Below are 15701 nucleotides of genomic sequence, written 5' to 3'. Positions count from 1 at the left end.
CGGGGGGGCGGACGGGGCGGACGGAAGGTAACGTCGCCGAATGCGTCACGCAAACGCACGCTGTGGGCAAAAACCAGGTTCTTCGTGGATTTTCGTGGACGTCGCTTGCGGACCCGTTGCGGACAATGCGTATTGTCCAAATCAGACGTTCAAAATTGCCACGCAGGCTACCTTGGGCTGCGTGGGGGGCTACAAGCTATCCACGATGCCCCCCCAACGCCTTCAGGTCTTGCCGACCGAAGAAGGAATCAATGGCATGAATCGAAAGAACTCGAACACCATACGGGCCGGTCAGCACATGAACAATTGACGCTCTGCGTGCATGCCAGTCGGCCGGATAGTCGAAGAGCGCAAATGTCGAGCAGGTGAATACCATGCCATCGACTTGACGATCGTACCAAGTCACGGGGTTTTGGCATTTCCTCGACATTGGTTGTGCGGATGTCAGGTAATAGCGACTTTCGTGGGATGTGGTTCGGACAAGTAGTCGTTCGCCAGCATCCGTCAGCATGCAGCCGGAAAAGACGAGATACGCGAAGACAAGGAGCAAGAGGCCGGTCAATTGGCGCCTGCTAGTGCGAGTGTTTGAATTCACCTGCCTTGTCGACATGCGAGTCAGCGTACAGATCGCTATGACAAACATGGCGGCTACACCAAATCCGATCAGCACAGGATCGAACCGGCTACGAAGCGTAGTATTTGCGAAAGAGTCAGAGACCGCGCCAGAGAGGATGAAAGCTACGGGGAAAATCGAGACCACGCCGATGAACAGGATGTACGCGATGATCTGCCGAGTTTTCATTTCCTATTTGTCCAAGGATCGTATGCGTCGCGGCGTAGAACGGGCGCCCAACGATAGCGGATTGTCGGCTATCTTGAGCCCGTCGTCGACTGGCTGGTATTGGCCGTGGTGTGCCGCACGCGGTTATTGCGCCATTGTTCGGGACATGCTGTCGCGAGCGGCAAATTGCTGCCACCAGACAGCCAGTTTTTCGCATCCTTTCATTAATGACATGGCTTCCGGCGCCTGCATGAAGCAAGCGAAGATCGGTGCGGCGTACAGATCAGCGAGTGTCGTCGTGTCGCCGATCAAAAATCCTCGGTCATCCGACAGTCTGGTCAATTCAGATAAGCATACTGCCGCGCGTGGCAGCGCTGCGGCGATTTTGTGCTCGTTGGGTGGCCGACCTTCGCGGGCTGAAACTACACGTTCAACATACATATATGTCCCAAACGAGCGTTTGGTAAGCGTATGCGTCCATCAAACCGACTATCTGATTTACCTTGGCGCGGGCTTTCGGTTCCGTCGGCTGCAGCTCGCATCCCGGGAAAGCGTCGTCGATGTAACGAACAATCGCGCTGGTTTCGTAAAGATGGAATTCGCCATGCTCAAAGGCCGGGATACGGCCGAACGGGTGGTGTGCCAAATGCTCTTGCGGAACACCTGTCTTTGCGAAAACATCCACCTCGACCAAATCATATGTGATCCGCTTCTCTTCGAGAGCCAGCCTTACGATCCGCACATACACGCTCCATGCGGCTCCGTAGACCCTTACCGCTTCCGTGATTGTCACAGCATCGCTCCAGTCGCACATGAAAGGTGCGGCCTCTCGGCAACCGCATACTGTCATTGTTGACGATCTTGCCCAAAGTGTCGAACGGCACTTCGTGGCCGGATGCCGCCCGACGCCGCCCCGCGCCGCTCGACGACACCTTCGTGCCCCCTTGCGACTACCCGGTTTTCTCCTGAGCTGTCATTCGTGTTAGCGTAATCCCCCCCTACCAGTCCGGTTTCTGCCATGGTTTATCGACTGCACATCGAACGCGATCCGTCCATCTCGCTGGATGAATGGCGGGCCGCTATCCTCGGGCAAGCCTCTTTAAAAGAAGACGAGCGCCCGGTCACGTCGGTGAATCCAGTGACGGGCGAAAGGATTTCGATTCCGGGAAGACCTGGCGATGTCGCGGTCCTTGTCGATGGCGAATGGATCGAGGCCTTTAGCTGGAATCGGGGCCGTGCAAGTTTCAACGCGCCTCGGAATCTATCCGAGGTCGATCCAACGATGGCGGCGGCTATGCAACTGGCCGTGGCGCTTTCTGCCGTCATCCGGGGCGATGAAGGCGAGGTCTACCCGCTTGCTGGCTGAATTCCGCCGGCCGCTGCTCTGCGACGGGCGACTTCCGACCCTGAACGGACATCCGCCGTTGCGATAGTTCGGGGACCACTTTCAAGGTACAACGGTCATATTCCCTCTCCGCCCGGCAAGACATGCGTGCCGTTGTCGACACACACATACCTATCCGATGAGGAAATTATGGGTTGCTGCCCCGACAGGCACATCCCGGCGGCCTCGAATGTCAGGTGTTCGAATCGTGACAGCGTCGCGTCGAGGCGACGGTCAGTGTGAACCCGGTATGTGATATCGGCTCATCGTCGTCGAGCATTTGAGGAATGGATTCCTATCCAGCTCCGGATTTTTTCATCTAGCTACTCACGGATCGTTTTTCTGCGCGGAAAGTACTCGAGAATCGGCAGCCAGAAGCGAACGCGAACACGTGAGATAAATTAAGCGGTTGCTCCCAGCTGAACGCTCAACTATTGTTACTTTGACTGTTCGTCAAAGAGAGGCGGCGCCTGATACATTTTTGTAATCCACCACAAGTTGGCAAATCAATGAAGGGAGACTGCAATGCTAGTTCATGATCGTCTGGTCTCGAAAGGTGAATTCCTGATAATGGTTGTTAGAACGGCGTTGTTTGTGGTTGGTTTTTGCATCGCGTCCGTTGGGAGAGCAGACGGTCAGTCGTCAATTAACATATCTTCCAGAGATCCGCTCACCGATGCGCGAGTGTACGTGAGTCCTACTGACAGCGTGGACATCGTTATTTCCGGGCAGTGGGGTGTATGGGGAGACGGCAGGCGATCTGGAGCCGCGGGCGATCCGGGTGCTCCCGCTGGAGGGGATTGCAAGGGCGGGCTCTGTAAATTCATGGGCTTTGGACCGGGCGGCTCGCACTATCCGGCTCCTGGCCACGCCGAAGGTGCCGTGATTATTTTCGTCGGTAACAAACTCGTTCATGTGGTAACGATGGCAGATAAAGTCTCTGACACGCCGAACCTTGCGACTCACGAGCCTGACTTCAAGGTGCATCTGGACAAAGGAATCCAGGGCGAACTGGGATTTAGCCCTAATGATGACGACCTTGGCGATAACGTCGGATCGATGCGAGCAGATATCACCGTACATGGCCAAGTCGTCCCCAAACCAGATACTCCGGCTCCGGTACTCTCGAATTGCTCGATATCTGCTGGGACTTATGATGCGTGCCCGCAGGGGCTGTTGCGGGCCCCGACAGATCCGGGTTGCGGAAAGGTCTGCGCGCTCGGTTACACAGCAAATTGTCAAAAGCCCGCCTGCGACGCCACCGGTTGGCACAGCAGCGTGTGCACCTGTAATCAGAATTCTTTGACTAACAAATGAATCCAACCCGTTTGACTACAAATCGCAAGAGTAGTCGGACTATCACCTCGCTTTCATTTGGAGGAGAAGATCATGGGCGAAAATAACGAAGCTTCCAGCCGCCGATAAATAGAAGACTCAGTTAAGCGAGTTCGAGAAAGCCTTTCCGATAAACTATCGCGCGTATAACGGGTTGTTGCTATATCACGAAGAACACAGTGCGTACCTGTTTTAACGATTTTGATCAAGACATGTGCTCAAAGGCTGCGGCGGACTGTGGAGGATTTCAAGAGTTTGTGCCAGGGGGGCTGTACAAATTCAGACTGATATCCGTGTGATCCACCGTCGAGACTTACTGCTACGTCACCCTTAGGAAATTCTTGCACCGCATGAAACGCAAGCGAGAAAACCAGTTCCGATTGACACGGGAAATCATATCAATCCACCGACTCTGAGTTGCAATTCATCCCGCATGAGATTGCCCGTCGTAGGGCTGTTTCTCGACCAGCCCACGTGAAAGTCTGATTGTTACTGCGGCGATGTTTGCGCATACCAATAGTGCCAGTCGTCGACTGGCCGTTTGTTAAGGAGACCAACCGTCTGAATGGCCAAGCTGCGAGCGAGATCAACGTCCCTTGATGGCCGGCAAGCGACCGCTCGCCGGCTGTCACGTCATCAAACTTCAGTTTGCTCCGCCATCTCAAGGGCATCGCCGACTTCAATGCCGAGGTAGCGAACCGTGCTTTCGAGCTTGGTGTGCCCGAGCAGGAGCTGGACCGCCCGAAGGTTCTTCGTCCGCCGGTAGATCAGGGAAGCCTTTGTGCGCCGCATCGTATGGGTACCATACGCGGTATCGTCAAGTCCAATCGAGGCGACCCAACGATGTACCAGCCGGGCATATTGTCGCGTCGACAGATGCGGCGAAGCATGCACCCGACTTGGAAAAAGATAGTCGGCGGACTTCAAGCCCCACGCCGCGATTCAGGCTTCGAGGCTTTGGCGTGTCTGCTCCGTAATCTCGAACTGTACTGGCCGTTGCGTCTTCTGCTGCATGACTGTTGCCCGGGATCCAACATGACTGCCCGGGCAGACATCCTGCACTTGCAACCGCGTCAGGTCGCACGCCCGCAGCTTGCTGTCGATCGCAAGGTTGAAAATTGCCAGTTCACGAATGTTCGCAGCCATCTGAAGCCGCGTCCGAATCGCCCAGATCTCTCGGAGCTTCAGCGGAGGCTTTTGCCCGGTAAGTTTGCCCTTGTTCCACGGCACACGATGACCGGTCGTCGGGTTCTTGGCTTCCATGACAATCTCCTTTCAATCGAGGGGAGATCCAGTCTGCGCTCCTTCGGGCGGACGCTAACCGACCCATAACCGCCCTTCGACTCCGTGCTACTTCGACGGAGGAGCTCAAGGTAGAGCGGACATTTGAACATCGATCTCAATGACAAATGTTTGATGCAGTCAATCGGGCGAGATCGGACGGGCACTCAACAACGTTCGTGCGTCACTCTTATCGAACCATACGATCGGTAACGTCAACACCAAATTACACAACCAAAGCCCGATGTCCTGAGCTGAACTGACGCATAGGTGCGCATAAACACAAAATCAGCCTTTTCCAACCCCCTCGAACGCGGCTCGAGCAGCCTGCTGAACCTCAGGGCGGGGGTCTTCCAGAAGTTTATTCAGAATATCTGAAAGCTCCTTGCCAAGATTTAATACAAACTCAAGGTCTGGAATCTCTACTCCGTGCACGAGATAGTTTCTGAATCGCCGGATACGTTCGATCTCGTTCAACTCGCTTGGATCAAATACTTCGAGCGCCCGTATGTACTTCGGGGAAGGCATCGCTCCAGCCTCTGTCATCCCACGTAGTTTGGCGAACTCACGCAAAAAACGTTCTAAAACGATCCATTTCTCAACAAAGAAACCAATAGCACCGTGGGATGAATATTGATTCGCGGACGTAAAATCTCTGAATTCTGCACTCGATCCACTATCACTAGCTGTATCCTGTTGACGCGCTGTTGCATACGCGTCGTATCGCTTAGGATCGGCCGCCAGTATTTGGTCTGTAATTTGCTGCGCGAGAGGGCGCCGCTCAGTGTCGGGAGCTAGACTTGCGAGATATGGCTGAAGCTGATCGGCAGTTGAAATTTTCAACAATGTGAGAAGCCTGAACAGCAATTGGACATCGCCGATCACCGGTTCGCCTGAGAGGTCACCAAATTTTGATCGACCATATTTGACTAAAAACGACGCGAGATCGAAATGATTTTCGAAATGAGCCCCCTGTTTGGACAAGCGGACTTCTGCAGCACGTTGTAGTCTCTCCAGCGCGATTTCACCAGCCAGCATCATGCCATTCAGTTCATCCAAAATGGCTAGTTCGTCTTCGGACAAGGTGCCTTGCAAAGGCTTATAGACGAGGTCATGTTCGACTTCAGACCACGCATGCATCAAAACCGAGGCCACTTGCACCTCCACACGAGCCTCGGCAAACCTCTTGTTAGCGTCTGCAAGCGTGGCCTCACGTATTTGAAGTCTGTAGTGCGTGGCCCAGTAACCAGAAAATCGCTTTTCATATTTCGAATTTGACGTTCCCTTGAAGACCTTCGGGGGCTCCGTCAAGGTGAAGCGATCTTGCACGATCTTGTCGACTTCGTCTCGCTCAGCAGGAAAGTACAGCGCGACTCGAACACCCGCCAAATCCACGATGTCGGAGTAAATATCGTCAACCGTGCCGTAGTTTTTTTCCGCGTTGCGCTGCCTAATCTTCGTTTCAAGTCGCTTCGGATTTTTCGCCCTCGATGTAACCATCGCGCGGATGCCCGACGAATCTAGCTGAATTTCGAGTTGCTGGGCGACAATACGGCCAGCTTGTTCAAAAAAATCGTATTCACGGCGATAGCGCGCGATAAACTGAGCGATGATATCGCTTCCCGAAGACGAATTGGCCATGTATTTATTTTGTTTCCTGTTGATCTGTAGCCAAGCGCACTTGCCAGAGAGTATTTCCTCAAGAAAGTGCTCGAAGCGTTAACGCAAGACGGAACGGGTTTTTCGCCACATTACAGCAGTGACTACACGCATGTCTGCTTTAATGCTGCAGATCGTAGCATGGCAACGGGCAGCGCTCCAACTGGTCGCCTTCCGTCTCGTCATAATGCCCGCACCTACTCAACGCGATCAACCATGGCGGACCTTCCAGGTATGCCAATATGTCCTGCGGCTGTTCGCTGTTGTTCTCCGCGAGCGGTTAGTTCTGTGCGAGTCGCGCACACACCAATGTCGAACGGTGAGCGACCGCTAAGGCCGATAACGCGACGTCAGCTTTTGGCGATCGAAAGACCGCTTACTGAGTGGATCTGCCTTCTGAATGCCCTCGCGCGCATCGGACGACGGTCGCTTACTGGCCGGATGCCGCCGGTCGCGACCGGGTGTAGCCGACCCATAACGGCCAAGCGTGAATTCCCGCGACGTGTGTCCGCTGTGACATACATATCCGACGCCACGCTCAACGGTCCGAAAGTGGCGTGTGCTAGGGCTCGGCAATCGGCTCAAATGTCTTTCTGACAACGTCTACGGCGAAGTCGACGACCGCGCGAATCGTTGGGGAATGCCTTAGGTCAGGATGCACGACCAGCCAGATTTCGCGACGAAACGGCTCGCCGTCGAATGGTAGACGCTGCAACGAGGGATCGTTCTCGCCGATGAACACCGGCAGGCCGGCAACGCCGATACCCGAGCGCGCCGCTGCGTGCTGCATGGTGATGTCACTTACCTCGCAGACAATGCGGCGCCCTTGAGCGATCGCCTGAAGCCACTTCTGATGCGGCATCTCGGCGTATTGAGATTCATACCCAATCAATGCCCAATCGCTCGGCGTCGATGCCGCCGCATACTCCCGACTTGCATAGAGCGCAAAGGCCATTTCGCCGAGTTTGCGCGTTACGTTTTGCGGCTCCTCGGGACGGAACAGGCGTATCGCGACATCTGCCTCGCGACGCCCCAGCGACACGCTCTGCGCCTGACTGGCAATCGCCAATCGAATTCCCGGGTGCAATTGCGCGAATACATGCAGGTGGTTTGCGAAGAGATTGTTCGCGAGTACAGGTGGCACACTGAGCACTGCAGTGCCCTGCATGGGAGCCTGCTCCGCCAGCGCGAGCCGCTCGATGGAGAACGCGTGTTCCTCCATCTTCGCGGCAACCTCGAAAACCTGACGCCCAGCGGCCGTCAGCCGGCAGGCTCGCGGCAGCCGGTCGACAACACGCATGTTCAGTTCGGCTTCGAACGCGCTCAAGCGCCGGCCGACCGTCGCGTGATCGACCCTCAGCCGACGCGCGGCCGCCGAAAGACTACCCGATTGCGCAACGGCAACGAAGAAACGCAGGTTTTCCCAGTCGAACATCGGTGCGTTTTCTCCAATTGGCCGTGCGCGTTTACGGAATATTCGCACAGAAGGAGGTCTCTTAGGCTACTACCTTCCGTATTCGAAGGGCCTCTCATGCACACCTCCTCAAGAATCCATCCTCGCTTGGTCCAGATTGCGACATGCCTTGGCTTCGTCGTCGTGCTGATTGACGTTAGCGTCGTCAATGTCGCGCTTGACTCACTGCGGGCTGTTTTTCGCGCGAACGTCACCGGCCTCCAATGGGTCGTCAACGCATACGCGCTCGTCTTTGCGTCATCGCTGTTGATGGCCGGCGCGCTCGGCGATCGGTTCGGCACCAAGCGCGTATTCATGGCCGGCTATGCGATGTTCATGCTGGCTTCGATCGGTTGCGGCATCGCGCAGTCGCTGGAGGCGTTGCTCGCATGGCGTCTGGTCCAGGGAGTGGGCGCGTCGCTGTTGGTCCCGAACTCACTGGCCATCCTGCGGCTAGCGTTCGAGGACCCAGCGGCTCGTGGCCGGGCGATCGGCTGGTGGGGCGCCGGTGGCGGCATTGCGCTGGCCGCCGGCCCGGTAATCGGCGGCCTGCTAGTCACCGCGTTCGGGTGGCGCAGCATCTTTCTCGTGAACGTGCCGGTCGGCATCGTCGGCCTCTGGCTGACATGGCGCTTCGCGCCGGGCATCGAGGCGCAACGGGACCGCAATTTGGACGTTCCTGGGCAACTGACTGGTGCGCTTATGCTTGCCGCGCTCACATACGCACTGACGGAGGCCAGCGCCCTCGGTTGGAAGAACCCGGTCATTCTCGGCGCGCTCGCACTGAGCCTCGCATCGGGAATCGCGTTCATGCGGCTGGAAGCGCGCAACCCCGGCGCTATGCTGCCGCCCACATTATGGCGAAACAGGACGGTTCTGAGCACGACCGGCATCGGCATGATCCTGAATCTGGTCTTTTACGGCGTCGTCTTCACGTTGAGTCTGCTCTTTCAGACGATCTGGCATACGACGCCGGTATCTACAGGCGTGGCATTCCTGCCGATGATGGGCATCCTCATGGCCATGAATATCGTTGCTGGACGACTGGCCAACCGGATCAGCGCGCGCGCGTTGGCAACGGCCGGCATGCTGATCTCCGCCATGGGATATCTGGCGATGATACCGGCGCTCGCCGCACAGTCTCACTGGGTGCTCGCATTGCCGATGTTGCTGGCAGGCAGCGGCGTAGCCCTCACGATTCCGACCATCACCCACGCGATGCTTGCGGCGGTGGGCAGCGCACAGTCGGGTATCGCGTCCGGTTTACTGAACGCGGGCCGACAGATCGGAGGCGTGATGGGCGTCGCTCTGTTTGGCTTCTTTGTGCGTCACACTGAAAGAGCGCCGTTCATGCACGGCATCGAGCAGGCACTCGCTACTTCTGCCCTGCTGTTGCTTGCGGGAGCCGCGATAGCCATGCGCAACCTCAATACGGCGACGGAGCCGGCTCGGCAGAGTATGGCCATTCGTAAACTCAAAGCGGACGTTTAAATGTCATGGAGTGGTTGCACGCGAGAGACTGGTGTTGGCCGCTCACAGTCTCATGCGACAGGCATAAACCGCCTGCATTTGTGAACCATGCGCGCCGATTGCCTTGTGAGAAAATCCGAAGCTCCGAAACAAAACGTCGCTCCGAAACGATGAACACTCAAGCGGACATACCGGACCAGGAAGCATGGAATGCGTGGCAACCGGCTGAACTGGCTCAACGGTTGAGCGGTATAGGTTTGCCTTGGTGCGTCGCAGGTGGATGGGCCCTCGATCTTTGGCACGGCGCGCAGACTCGCGAACATAGCGATCTGGAATTCACAATATTGCGAGAGAATTTCAGCAGCTTTCGTCGGGCGTTCAGTGATTTGGAGTTCTACACTGCCCACGCTGGCGTGGTCGCAAATCTGCCGGCAGACCAGCATCCGCCAGCAGAGGTTATGCAATTCTGGGGTTTTGACCGCGCTTTGGAATGTTGGCGAATCGATATGATGATCGAGCCGGGAACCAACGAATTCTGGGCCTACAAGAGGGATCCATCGTTCAAGCGACCTCGCGCCGAAATGGTGATGAGAACCGCTGACGACATCCCTTATCTGAACCCTTCCGCCGTACTTCTTTTCAAGGCTAGGGCTCCGCGCCCAAAAGACGAGCAAGATTTCCAGGGAGCGTTGCACAAACTGCCGGTTATCGAACGCGCCTGGCTGAAAGATTGCCTCGATGTCCTCCACCCCGGGAATGAATGGGCGCGAGCGCTGTAAAGCGCTACCTACCGTCTTGCCGTGAGGATTGTCGACGATCCGGCCAGTCCGAACACCGACGGTCTTCCCGGTCTTCCCTGAAAAATCGCAATGCCCCCAAAAAACCCGCCGCACAATGCGGCGGGCGGTTCAAGTCCACAGACCTCAGGCCGCACAGCGTGCGCCCACGTAACCAGTCAGCCCCGCGCCGGAATGTTGAGCCCACGCGCAACAGCCGGGCGTGCAACGAACGCGTCGAGCACGCGCGCGACGTTGCGGAATTCGCTGAAACCGACCAGATCGCCCGCTTCATAAAAGCCGACGAGGTTGCGCACCCACGGGAAGATCGCGATATCGGCGATCGTGTAGGTGTCGCCCATCATCCACTGGCGGTTCGCGAGATGCGCATCGAGCACGCCGAGCAGGCGCTTCGACTCGTCGACGTAGCGGTCGCGCGGGCGCTTGTCCTCGTAATCGCGGCCGGCGAACTTGTGGAAGAAGCCGACCTGGCCGAACATCGGCCCGATGCCGCCCATCTGGAACATCACCCACTGGATCGTCTCGTAGCGGCCTGCGAGATCCTTCGGGATCAGTTGGCCCGTCTTGTCCGCGAGATAGATCAGGATCGCGCCCGATTCGAACAGCGGCAGCGGCTTGCCGCCGGGGCCGTCCGGATCGACGATCGCCGGGATCTTGTTGTTCGGGTTCAGCGACAGGAATTCGGGCGACAGCTGGTCGTTCGTGTCGAAGCGCACGAGGTGCGGCTCGTACGGCAGGCCGGTTTCCTCGAGCATGATCGACACCTTGACGCCGTTCGGCGTCGGCAGCGAGTAGAGCTGGAGACGGTCAGGGTGCTGGGCCGGCCACTTTTGCGTGATCGGGAAGGCGGACAGGTCGGGCATGAAGGTTCGCTCGTCGAAGGGGATGATCCGCGCAGCGCCGGGCCGGCGCGCGCCAAGACGCCCACTGTAGCCGATCGCCGCGATGGGTGCAGGCGGTGCCCGCATCCGGACGTCGTGCCGCGGCCCGTCCGGGGCGGCCGTCGCGCCCGCGCCAAACGCGGCCGGCGGCCCGCTCGCCGACATACGATGTCCTAACACGCGTGGCGCGACGGCGCGCGCCTGCTTCCGGAATGCGTTCTGCGCGCCGAGTCGCGAAATCCTGGAAGGTTTTTGTCAGGGAAAGTCCTGCCCCGCGCGCCACGGTTTTTTGTTGACCGACATCGTATAACGCCGTCATGATTTCCTGAAAAGAACGGTCCCGTCCACCGACCGAAGTGAGGAGACATGAACGCCACCCCGATCGCTCGCCATGTCCGCCGGATCGCACTCGCACTGGGTTTCGCGCTGTCGGCCGCGACAGCCGCCGCCGCGCCCGTATCGCTGAACATCGTGGATGTCGCGGGCAACCTGCAGCTCACGCAGAAGGCGATCGAAGCCTTCCGGGACAAAAATCCGAACCTCGTGTCGAACGTCACGTTCACGAACGCGCCCGCGCCGCAACTGCCGGGCAAGATCAAGGCGATGCAGGCGGCGGGGCGCGCCGACATCGACCTCGTGCTGACGGGCACCGACGCACTGGCCGCCGGCATCGAGCAGAACCTGTGGCTGAAGCTCCTGCCCGACAACGCGGCCGCGTTGCCCGGCGTGCTCGACCGATACGCGCCGGGCCCGCGCAAGATGCAGGAACTCGCCCAGGGTTTCGGCCTTGAAGTCGCCTACATGCCCGCCGGCCCGCTGCTCGAATACAACCCCGCGAAGGTCGGCAACCCGCCGAGGACGCCCGAGCAGCTGCTCGCGTGGTGCAAGGCGCACCCGGACAAGCTGATCTACGCGCGCCCGGCCAATTCGGGCCCCGGCCGCACGTTCCTGATGGGGCTGCCGTACGTGCTCGGCGACCGGAATCCGCAGGATCCGATCAACGGCTGGGACAAGACCTGGGCGTTCCTCAAGGCGCTGAACGACTGCATTCCTTACTACCCGGGCGGCACGTCGGCGGTGATGAAGGAGCTCGGCGAGGGCACCCGCGACATGACCGTGACCGTCACGGGCTGGGATCTCAACCCGCGCGCGCTCGGCATCGTGCCGGCCGAGTTCCGGGTCCAGGCGTTCGACAACATGACGTGGGTCAACGATGCGCACTACATGGTGATCCCGAAGGGCGTGCCGAAGGAAAAGCTCGACGTGCTGTTCAAGCTGATGAACTTCCTGCTGGAACCGGCGCAGCAGGCGATGACCTACGACGACGGCTACTTCTATCCGGGCCCGGCCGTGAAGGGCGTGACGCTCGAGATGGCGCCCGCGCACAGCCAGGAAGTGATCCGCAAGTTCGGCCGCCCCGAATACGCGAAGCTGCTCGCCGAGCGCCCGCACGTGCAGCCGCTCGGCGCGCAGGCGATGGTCGCCGCGTTCCAGAAATGGGATCGCGAGATCGGTTCGCAGAAGTCGAAGTAACGCATGGACCGGCGGGCGCCGTCGCGCCCGCGCCGACGGAGTTCGTGGAATGAAGCACGGTTTCGAACGGCTGCGGCTCGACGACGTGTGCCGCAGTTTCACCAATGCGCAGGGTGTGCCGGTCGCCGCGCTGAGCGGGCTCGATCTCGAGATCCGGCGCGGCGAGTTCATCGCGCTGCTCGGCCCGTCGGGCTGTGGCAAGTCGACCGCGCTGAACTGCATCGCGGGGCTGCAACCGCTGACGCGCGGCGGCATCTGGCTCGACGACACGCGCATCGACGTGCTGCCGCCCGAGCGTCGCGGCTTCGGGATGGTGTTCCAGAACTATGCGCTGTTTCCGCACATGTCGGTGCTCGACAACGTCGGCTTCGGCCTCAGGATGCGCGGCGTGCCGAAGCAGGAAACGCGGCGGCGCGCGCAGCAGGCGCTCGAACGCGTGCAGCTCGTCGGGCACGAGGGCAAGCTGCCGGCGCAGTTGTCGGGCGGCCAGCAGCAGCGCGTCGCGATTGCACGCGCGATCGTGATCGAGCCGCCGCTCGTGCTGATGGACGAGCCGCTGTCGAACCTCGACACGAAGCTGCGCATCGAGATGCGCGCCGAGATCCGCCGCATTCACACGCAGCTCGAACGCGCGACGATCTACGTGACGCACGACCAGGACGAGGCGCTGTCGATGGCCGATCGCATCGTCGTGATGAAGGCGGGCGTCGTGCAGCAGGTCGCGACGCCGAAGGACGTCTACACGCGCCCGCGCAACCTCCATGTCGCGCGTTTCATGGGGTATCGCAACGTGTTGCCGTTCACGCTCGAAGGGACGGCCGGCGACCGCGTGAGCGTCGCCGCGGGCGGCGTGCGCCTCGCGGGGGTGCCGATGGCCGGCTTCGACACGAAGGACGTCATGGTGGCGCTGCGCCCCGACGACATCGAGCGCGCCGGCGATGCGGGCGACAACGCGTTCGACGCGACGATCGAGACGATCGAGTACGGCGGCCGCGATTCGCTGATCCACGCGGCGACGCCGTTCGGGCCGATCTGGGCGCGGGTCGCCGGCGAATGCGCGGCAGGCGAGCGGCTGCGGCTGCGCGTCGCGCCGTCGCGCACGCTCGTCTATGCGGGAGAGCCCGAATGAACGGCCCGATCGCCGCGCCGTCACGCCGGGCGACGGCCGCATGAGCACGCTCGCCCGCGGCACGCCGCGCGACGCGAAGGCCTGGCTCGTCATGCCGGCGCTCGCGTTCATCGTCGCGCTGTTCGTCTATCCGTTCGCGTACGGGCTCGTGCTGTCGTTCCGGCCGACGAACGGCGGCGGCGCGCTTGCGAACTACGTGCAGTTCTTCACCGACACCGCGATGTGGCCGACCGTGCTGGTCACGCTGAAGCTCGCCGTGCCGGCGACGCTGCTCAACGTCGGCGTCGCGCTGCCCGTCGCGTTCGCGCTGCGTCGCCATTCGCCGTACCAGAAGCTCGTCACGACGCTGCTGGTGATTCCGGTCACGCTCGGCACGGTGCTCGTCGCCGACGGGATGCTCACGTACTTCGGGCCGAACGGCTGGTTCCCGCAGGCGTTGCAGGGGCTGCACCTGTACACCGGCGAAGTGCGCCTGACGCACAACTACTGGGGCGTGCTGCTGTCGCTGATCGTGTCGGGCTTTCCGTTCGCGTTCCTGCTGATGCTGTCGTACATCAGCGGCATCGACCCGACGCTCGCGCGCGCGGCGGCGACGCTCGGCGCGAGCCCGTGGCAGCAGTTCCGCCGGATCTACCTGCCGCTGCTCGTGCCGGGGCTCACGATGGCCGCCTGCCTGTCGTTCGTGCAGGCGTTCTCGGTATTCCCGTCGGCCGTGCTGCTCGGCGCGCCGGCCGGCCCCACGCGCGTGATCTCGATCGCGGCGGCGGAAGCCGCGTTCGAAAGCTACGACTATTCGCTCGCATCGGCGATCGCGATCGTGATGGGTTTCGTGCAGTTGCTGGCGGTCGCGTCGATGCTCGGCGCGCGCCGCTTCTTCTATACCGGCGCGGTGACGGGAGGCAAGGGCTGATGGCGACCGACCGTCGCGCCGCGCGCGCATGGCCGCCGAAGCACGACGCGCCCGATGCGCACCCCGTCGACGCCACGCGACCGCGTCGCGCGGGAGGCCGTCTCGCCGGCCGCGCGTGGCAGGCGCTCGTCTGGGGGCTGATGGCGTTGTTCCTGCTGAACGTGATGCTGCTGATCGCGACCGTCGCGGTGAACTCGATCGCGACGCGCTGGTTCGGCACGCCGCTGCCGCAGGGCTTCACGCTGCATTGGTATGCCAAGGCGTGGGAGGACTTCCAGCTCGCGAGCGTGCTGTGGGTAACCGTCGAGGTCGTCGGCGCGGTCGTGCTGCTGTCGATCGCGCTCGGCGTGCCGGCCGCGTACGCGCTGGCGCGGGTGCGGTTCCGCGGCAAGCGCGTCGCGCTGCTGGTGTTCCTGCTGCCGCTGATGGTGCCGCCCGTCACGTACGGAATTCCGATGGCGACCGTGATGTACAAGGTCGGGCTCGCGGGCACGCTGCCCGGCGTGATCCTCGCGAATCTCGTGCCGGCGCTGCCGTTCGTGATCCTCGTGATGACGCCGTTCATCGAGCAGATCGATCCGGATCTCGAGGCCGCCGCGCGCGTCTTCGGCGCGAACACGTGGCGCTATTTCCTCCACGTGCTGCTGCCGCTGCTGGTGCCCGGCATGCTCGCGGCGGGGCTGCTCGTGCTGGTGCGCACGATCGGGATGTTCGAGCTGACGTTCTTCACGGCGGGCCCGAGCACGCAGACGCTCGTCGTCGCGCTGTATTACGCGGTGTTCTCCACCGGCGTGCGCGCGCCGCAGTCGATCGACGCGATGGCGATGATCTACATGGCCATTACGCTCGCGTGGGTCGTGATCGCGCTGCGGTTCGTGAGCCCGACGCAGCTCGTGAGCCGCGTGAAGCAGGACCGTCAATAGGCGCCGACGCCACGGCAGGGCGCGGGGCGCCGTGCAATAGCCGGTTACAAATGGATACCGCGAACGGCCCGCGGACGTTGCAGACTACGCGGCGTAGCGGCCCGGCGAACGCGTTCACGCGGATCGCCGCGCGCCACCCGACGTTCACCCGATCGACGAATCTCC

At 60.5% G+C, this 15701-nt stretch carries 14 protein-coding genes and 1 pseudogene; 8 read left to right on the top strand and 7 right to left on the bottom strand.

Translation table 11 applies throughout. The annotated features are described in order from the left end of the window. Positions 1–196 precede the first annotated feature (196 nt). From GQ56_RS44580 to GQ56_RS46600, 3 genes are all read right to left on the bottom strand, one after another. Positions 197–802 carry a hypothetical protein gene (locus GQ56_RS44580; protein ID WP_152601828.1) on the bottom strand — a complete coding sequence of 202 codons (606 nt, stop codon included), beginning with the start codon at positions 800–802 and terminating at the stop codon, positions 197–199. Positions 803–925: 123 nt separating this feature from the next. Further along, positions 926–1222: a glutathione S-transferase family protein gene (locus GQ56_RS46605; RefSeq protein WP_235212742.1), complete on the bottom strand. Its 297-nt coding sequence runs from the start codon at positions 1220–1222 to the stop codon at positions 926–928. Next, on the bottom strand, positions 1212–1574 hold the full coding sequence (locus GQ56_RS46600) for a glutathione S-transferase family protein (protein WP_235212741.1): 363 nt from the start codon (positions 1572–1574) through the stop codon (positions 1212–1214). The genes GQ56_RS46605 and GQ56_RS46600 overlap by 11 nt, the downstream gene beginning before the upstream one ends. 225 nt (positions 1575–1799) lie before the next feature. Between GQ56_RS46600 and GQ56_RS44575 the strand changes: the two genes are divergently transcribed. Together GQ56_RS44575 and GQ56_RS44570 are read left to right on the top strand one after the other, a co-directional pair. Next, complete coding sequence (locus tag GQ56_RS44575; protein WP_152601827.1) at positions 1800–2147, top strand: hypothetical protein; 348 nt, start codon at positions 1800–1802, stop codon at positions 2145–2147. Positions 2148–2690: 543 nt separating this feature from the next. Next, positions 2691–3482 carry a hypothetical protein gene (locus tag GQ56_RS44570; RefSeq protein ID WP_152601826.1) on the top strand — a complete coding sequence of 264 codons (792 nt, stop codon included), beginning with the start codon at positions 2691–2693 and terminating at the stop codon, positions 3480–3482. Between the two features lie 654 nt (positions 3483–4136). Here GQ56_RS44570 and GQ56_RS39485 read toward each other — a convergent pair. From GQ56_RS39485 to GQ56_RS0122735, 3 genes and pseudogenes are all read right to left on the bottom strand, one after another. Further along, a pseudogene (locus GQ56_RS39485) lies at positions 4137–4763 on the bottom strand (tyrosine-type recombinase/integrase). A gap of 306 nt (positions 4764–5069) precedes the next feature. Next, entirely contained in the window at positions 5070–6422 is a 1353-nt protein-coding gene (locus GQ56_RS0122740; RefSeq protein ID WP_052007316.1) for a GTP pyrophosphokinase, read from the bottom strand. Positions 6423–7002: 580 nt separating this feature from the next. Continuing rightward, positions 7003–7875: a LysR family transcriptional regulator gene (locus GQ56_RS0122735; protein WP_031400828.1), complete on the bottom strand. Its 873-nt coding sequence runs from the start codon at positions 7873–7875 to the stop codon at positions 7003–7005. Between the two features lie 126 nt (positions 7876–8001). Between GQ56_RS0122735 and GQ56_RS0122730 the strand changes: the two genes are divergently transcribed. Both GQ56_RS0122730 and GQ56_RS0122725 read left to right on the top strand, forming a co-directional pair. Beyond that, positions 8002–9384 carry an MFS transporter gene (locus GQ56_RS0122730; protein WP_235212740.1) on the top strand — a complete coding sequence of 461 codons (1383 nt, stop codon included), beginning with the start codon at positions 8002–8004 and terminating at the stop codon, positions 9382–9384. A gap of 149 nt (positions 9385–9533) precedes the next feature. Next, positions 9534–10142 carry a nucleotidyltransferase domain-containing protein gene (locus GQ56_RS0122725; RefSeq protein ID WP_031400826.1) on the top strand — a complete coding sequence of 203 codons (609 nt, stop codon included), beginning with the start codon at positions 9534–9536 and terminating at the stop codon, positions 10140–10142. A 176-nt stretch (positions 10143–10318) separates the two neighbouring features. On the opposite strand, the gene GQ56_RS0122720 is transcribed toward GQ56_RS0122725, so the two are convergent. Beyond that, on the bottom strand, positions 10319–11023 hold the full coding sequence (locus tag GQ56_RS0122720) for a glutathione S-transferase N-terminal domain-containing protein (RefSeq protein ID WP_031400825.1): 705 nt from the start codon (positions 11021–11023) through the stop codon (positions 10319–10321). Between the two features lie 384 nt (positions 11024–11407). Here GQ56_RS0122720 and GQ56_RS0122715 point away from each other — a divergent pair, with 384 nt between their 5' ends. The 4 genes from GQ56_RS0122715 to GQ56_RS0122700 are packed head-to-tail and all read left to right on the top strand — an operon-like array spanning position 11408 to position 15536. Continuing rightward, entirely contained in the window at positions 11408–12574 is a 1167-nt protein-coding gene (locus GQ56_RS0122715; RefSeq protein ID WP_031400824.1) for an extracellular solute-binding protein, read from the top strand. Positions 12575–12623: 49 nt separating this feature from the next. Then, on the top strand, positions 12624–13703 hold the full coding sequence (locus GQ56_RS0122710; protein WP_031400823.1) for an ABC transporter ATP-binding protein: 1080 nt from the start codon (positions 12624–12626) through the stop codon (positions 13701–13703). A gap of 40 nt (positions 13704–13743) precedes the next feature. Then, positions 13744–14613 carry an ABC transporter permease gene (locus GQ56_RS0122705; protein WP_031400822.1) on the top strand — a complete coding sequence of 290 codons (870 nt, stop codon included), beginning with the start codon at positions 13744–13746 and terminating at the stop codon, positions 14611–14613. Further along, the gene (locus tag GQ56_RS0122700) at positions 14613–15536 is read left to right on the top strand and encodes an ABC transporter permease (protein WP_031400821.1); all 924 of its coding nucleotides are present in this window, start codon (positions 14613–14615) and stop codon (positions 15534–15536) included. The genes GQ56_RS0122705 and GQ56_RS0122700 overlap by 1 nt, the downstream gene beginning before the upstream one ends. The last annotated feature ends 165 nt before the right edge of the window (positions 15537–15701 follow it).

Origin of the sequence: Burkholderia paludis (genome assembly GCF_000732615.1) — a bacterium.
Classification (GTDB): domain Bacteria; phylum Pseudomonadota; class Gammaproteobacteria; order Burkholderiales; family Burkholderiaceae; genus Burkholderia; species Burkholderia paludis.
The sequence above is the reverse complement of the archived record's forward strand: the minus strand, read 5'-3'. Positions and strand labels throughout refer to the sequence as shown.

Coding starts and splice junctions, on each gene's coding strand:
- GQ56_RS44580 (WP_152601828.1), bottom strand. CDS start 802: ATGAAAACTCGGCAGATCATCGCGTACATCCTGTTCATCGGCGTGGTC.
- GQ56_RS46605 (WP_235212742.1), bottom strand. CDS start 1,222: ATGTATGTTGAACGTGTAGTTTCAGCCCGCGAAGGTCGGCCACCCAAC.
- GQ56_RS44575 (WP_152601827.1), top strand. CDS start 1,800: ATGGTTTATCGACTGCACATCGAACGCGATCCGTCCATCTCGCTGGAT.
- GQ56_RS44570 (WP_152601826.1), top strand. CDS start 2,691: ATGCTAGTTCATGATCGTCTGGTCTCGAAAGGTGAATTCCTGATAATG.
- GQ56_RS0122740 (WP_052007316.1), bottom strand. CDS start 6,422: ATGGCCAATTCGTCTTCGGGAAGCGATATCATCGCTCAGTTTATCGCG.
- GQ56_RS0122735 (WP_031400828.1), bottom strand. CDS start 7,875: ATGTTCGACTGGGAAAACCTGCGTTTCTTCGTTGCCGTTGCGCAATCG.
- GQ56_RS0122725 (WP_031400826.1), top strand. CDS start 9,534: ATGAACACTCAAGCGGACATACCGGACCAGGAAGCATGGAATGCGTGG.
- GQ56_RS0122720 (WP_031400825.1), bottom strand. CDS start 11,023: ATGCCCGACCTGTCCGCCTTCCCGATCACGCAAAAGTGGCCGGCCCAG.
- GQ56_RS0122715 (WP_031400824.1), top strand. CDS start 11,408: ATGAACGCCACCCCGATCGCTCGCCATGTCCGCCGGATCGCACTCGCA.
- GQ56_RS0122710 (WP_031400823.1), top strand. CDS start 12,624: ATGAAGCACGGTTTCGAACGGCTGCGGCTCGACGACGTGTGCCGCAGT.
- GQ56_RS0122705 (WP_031400822.1), top strand. CDS start 13,744: ATGAGCACGCTCGCCCGCGGCACGCCGCGCGACGCGAAGGCCTGGCTC.
- GQ56_RS0122700 (WP_031400821.1), top strand. CDS start 14,613: ATGGCGACCGACCGTCGCGCCGCGCGCGCATGGCCGCCGAAGCACGAC.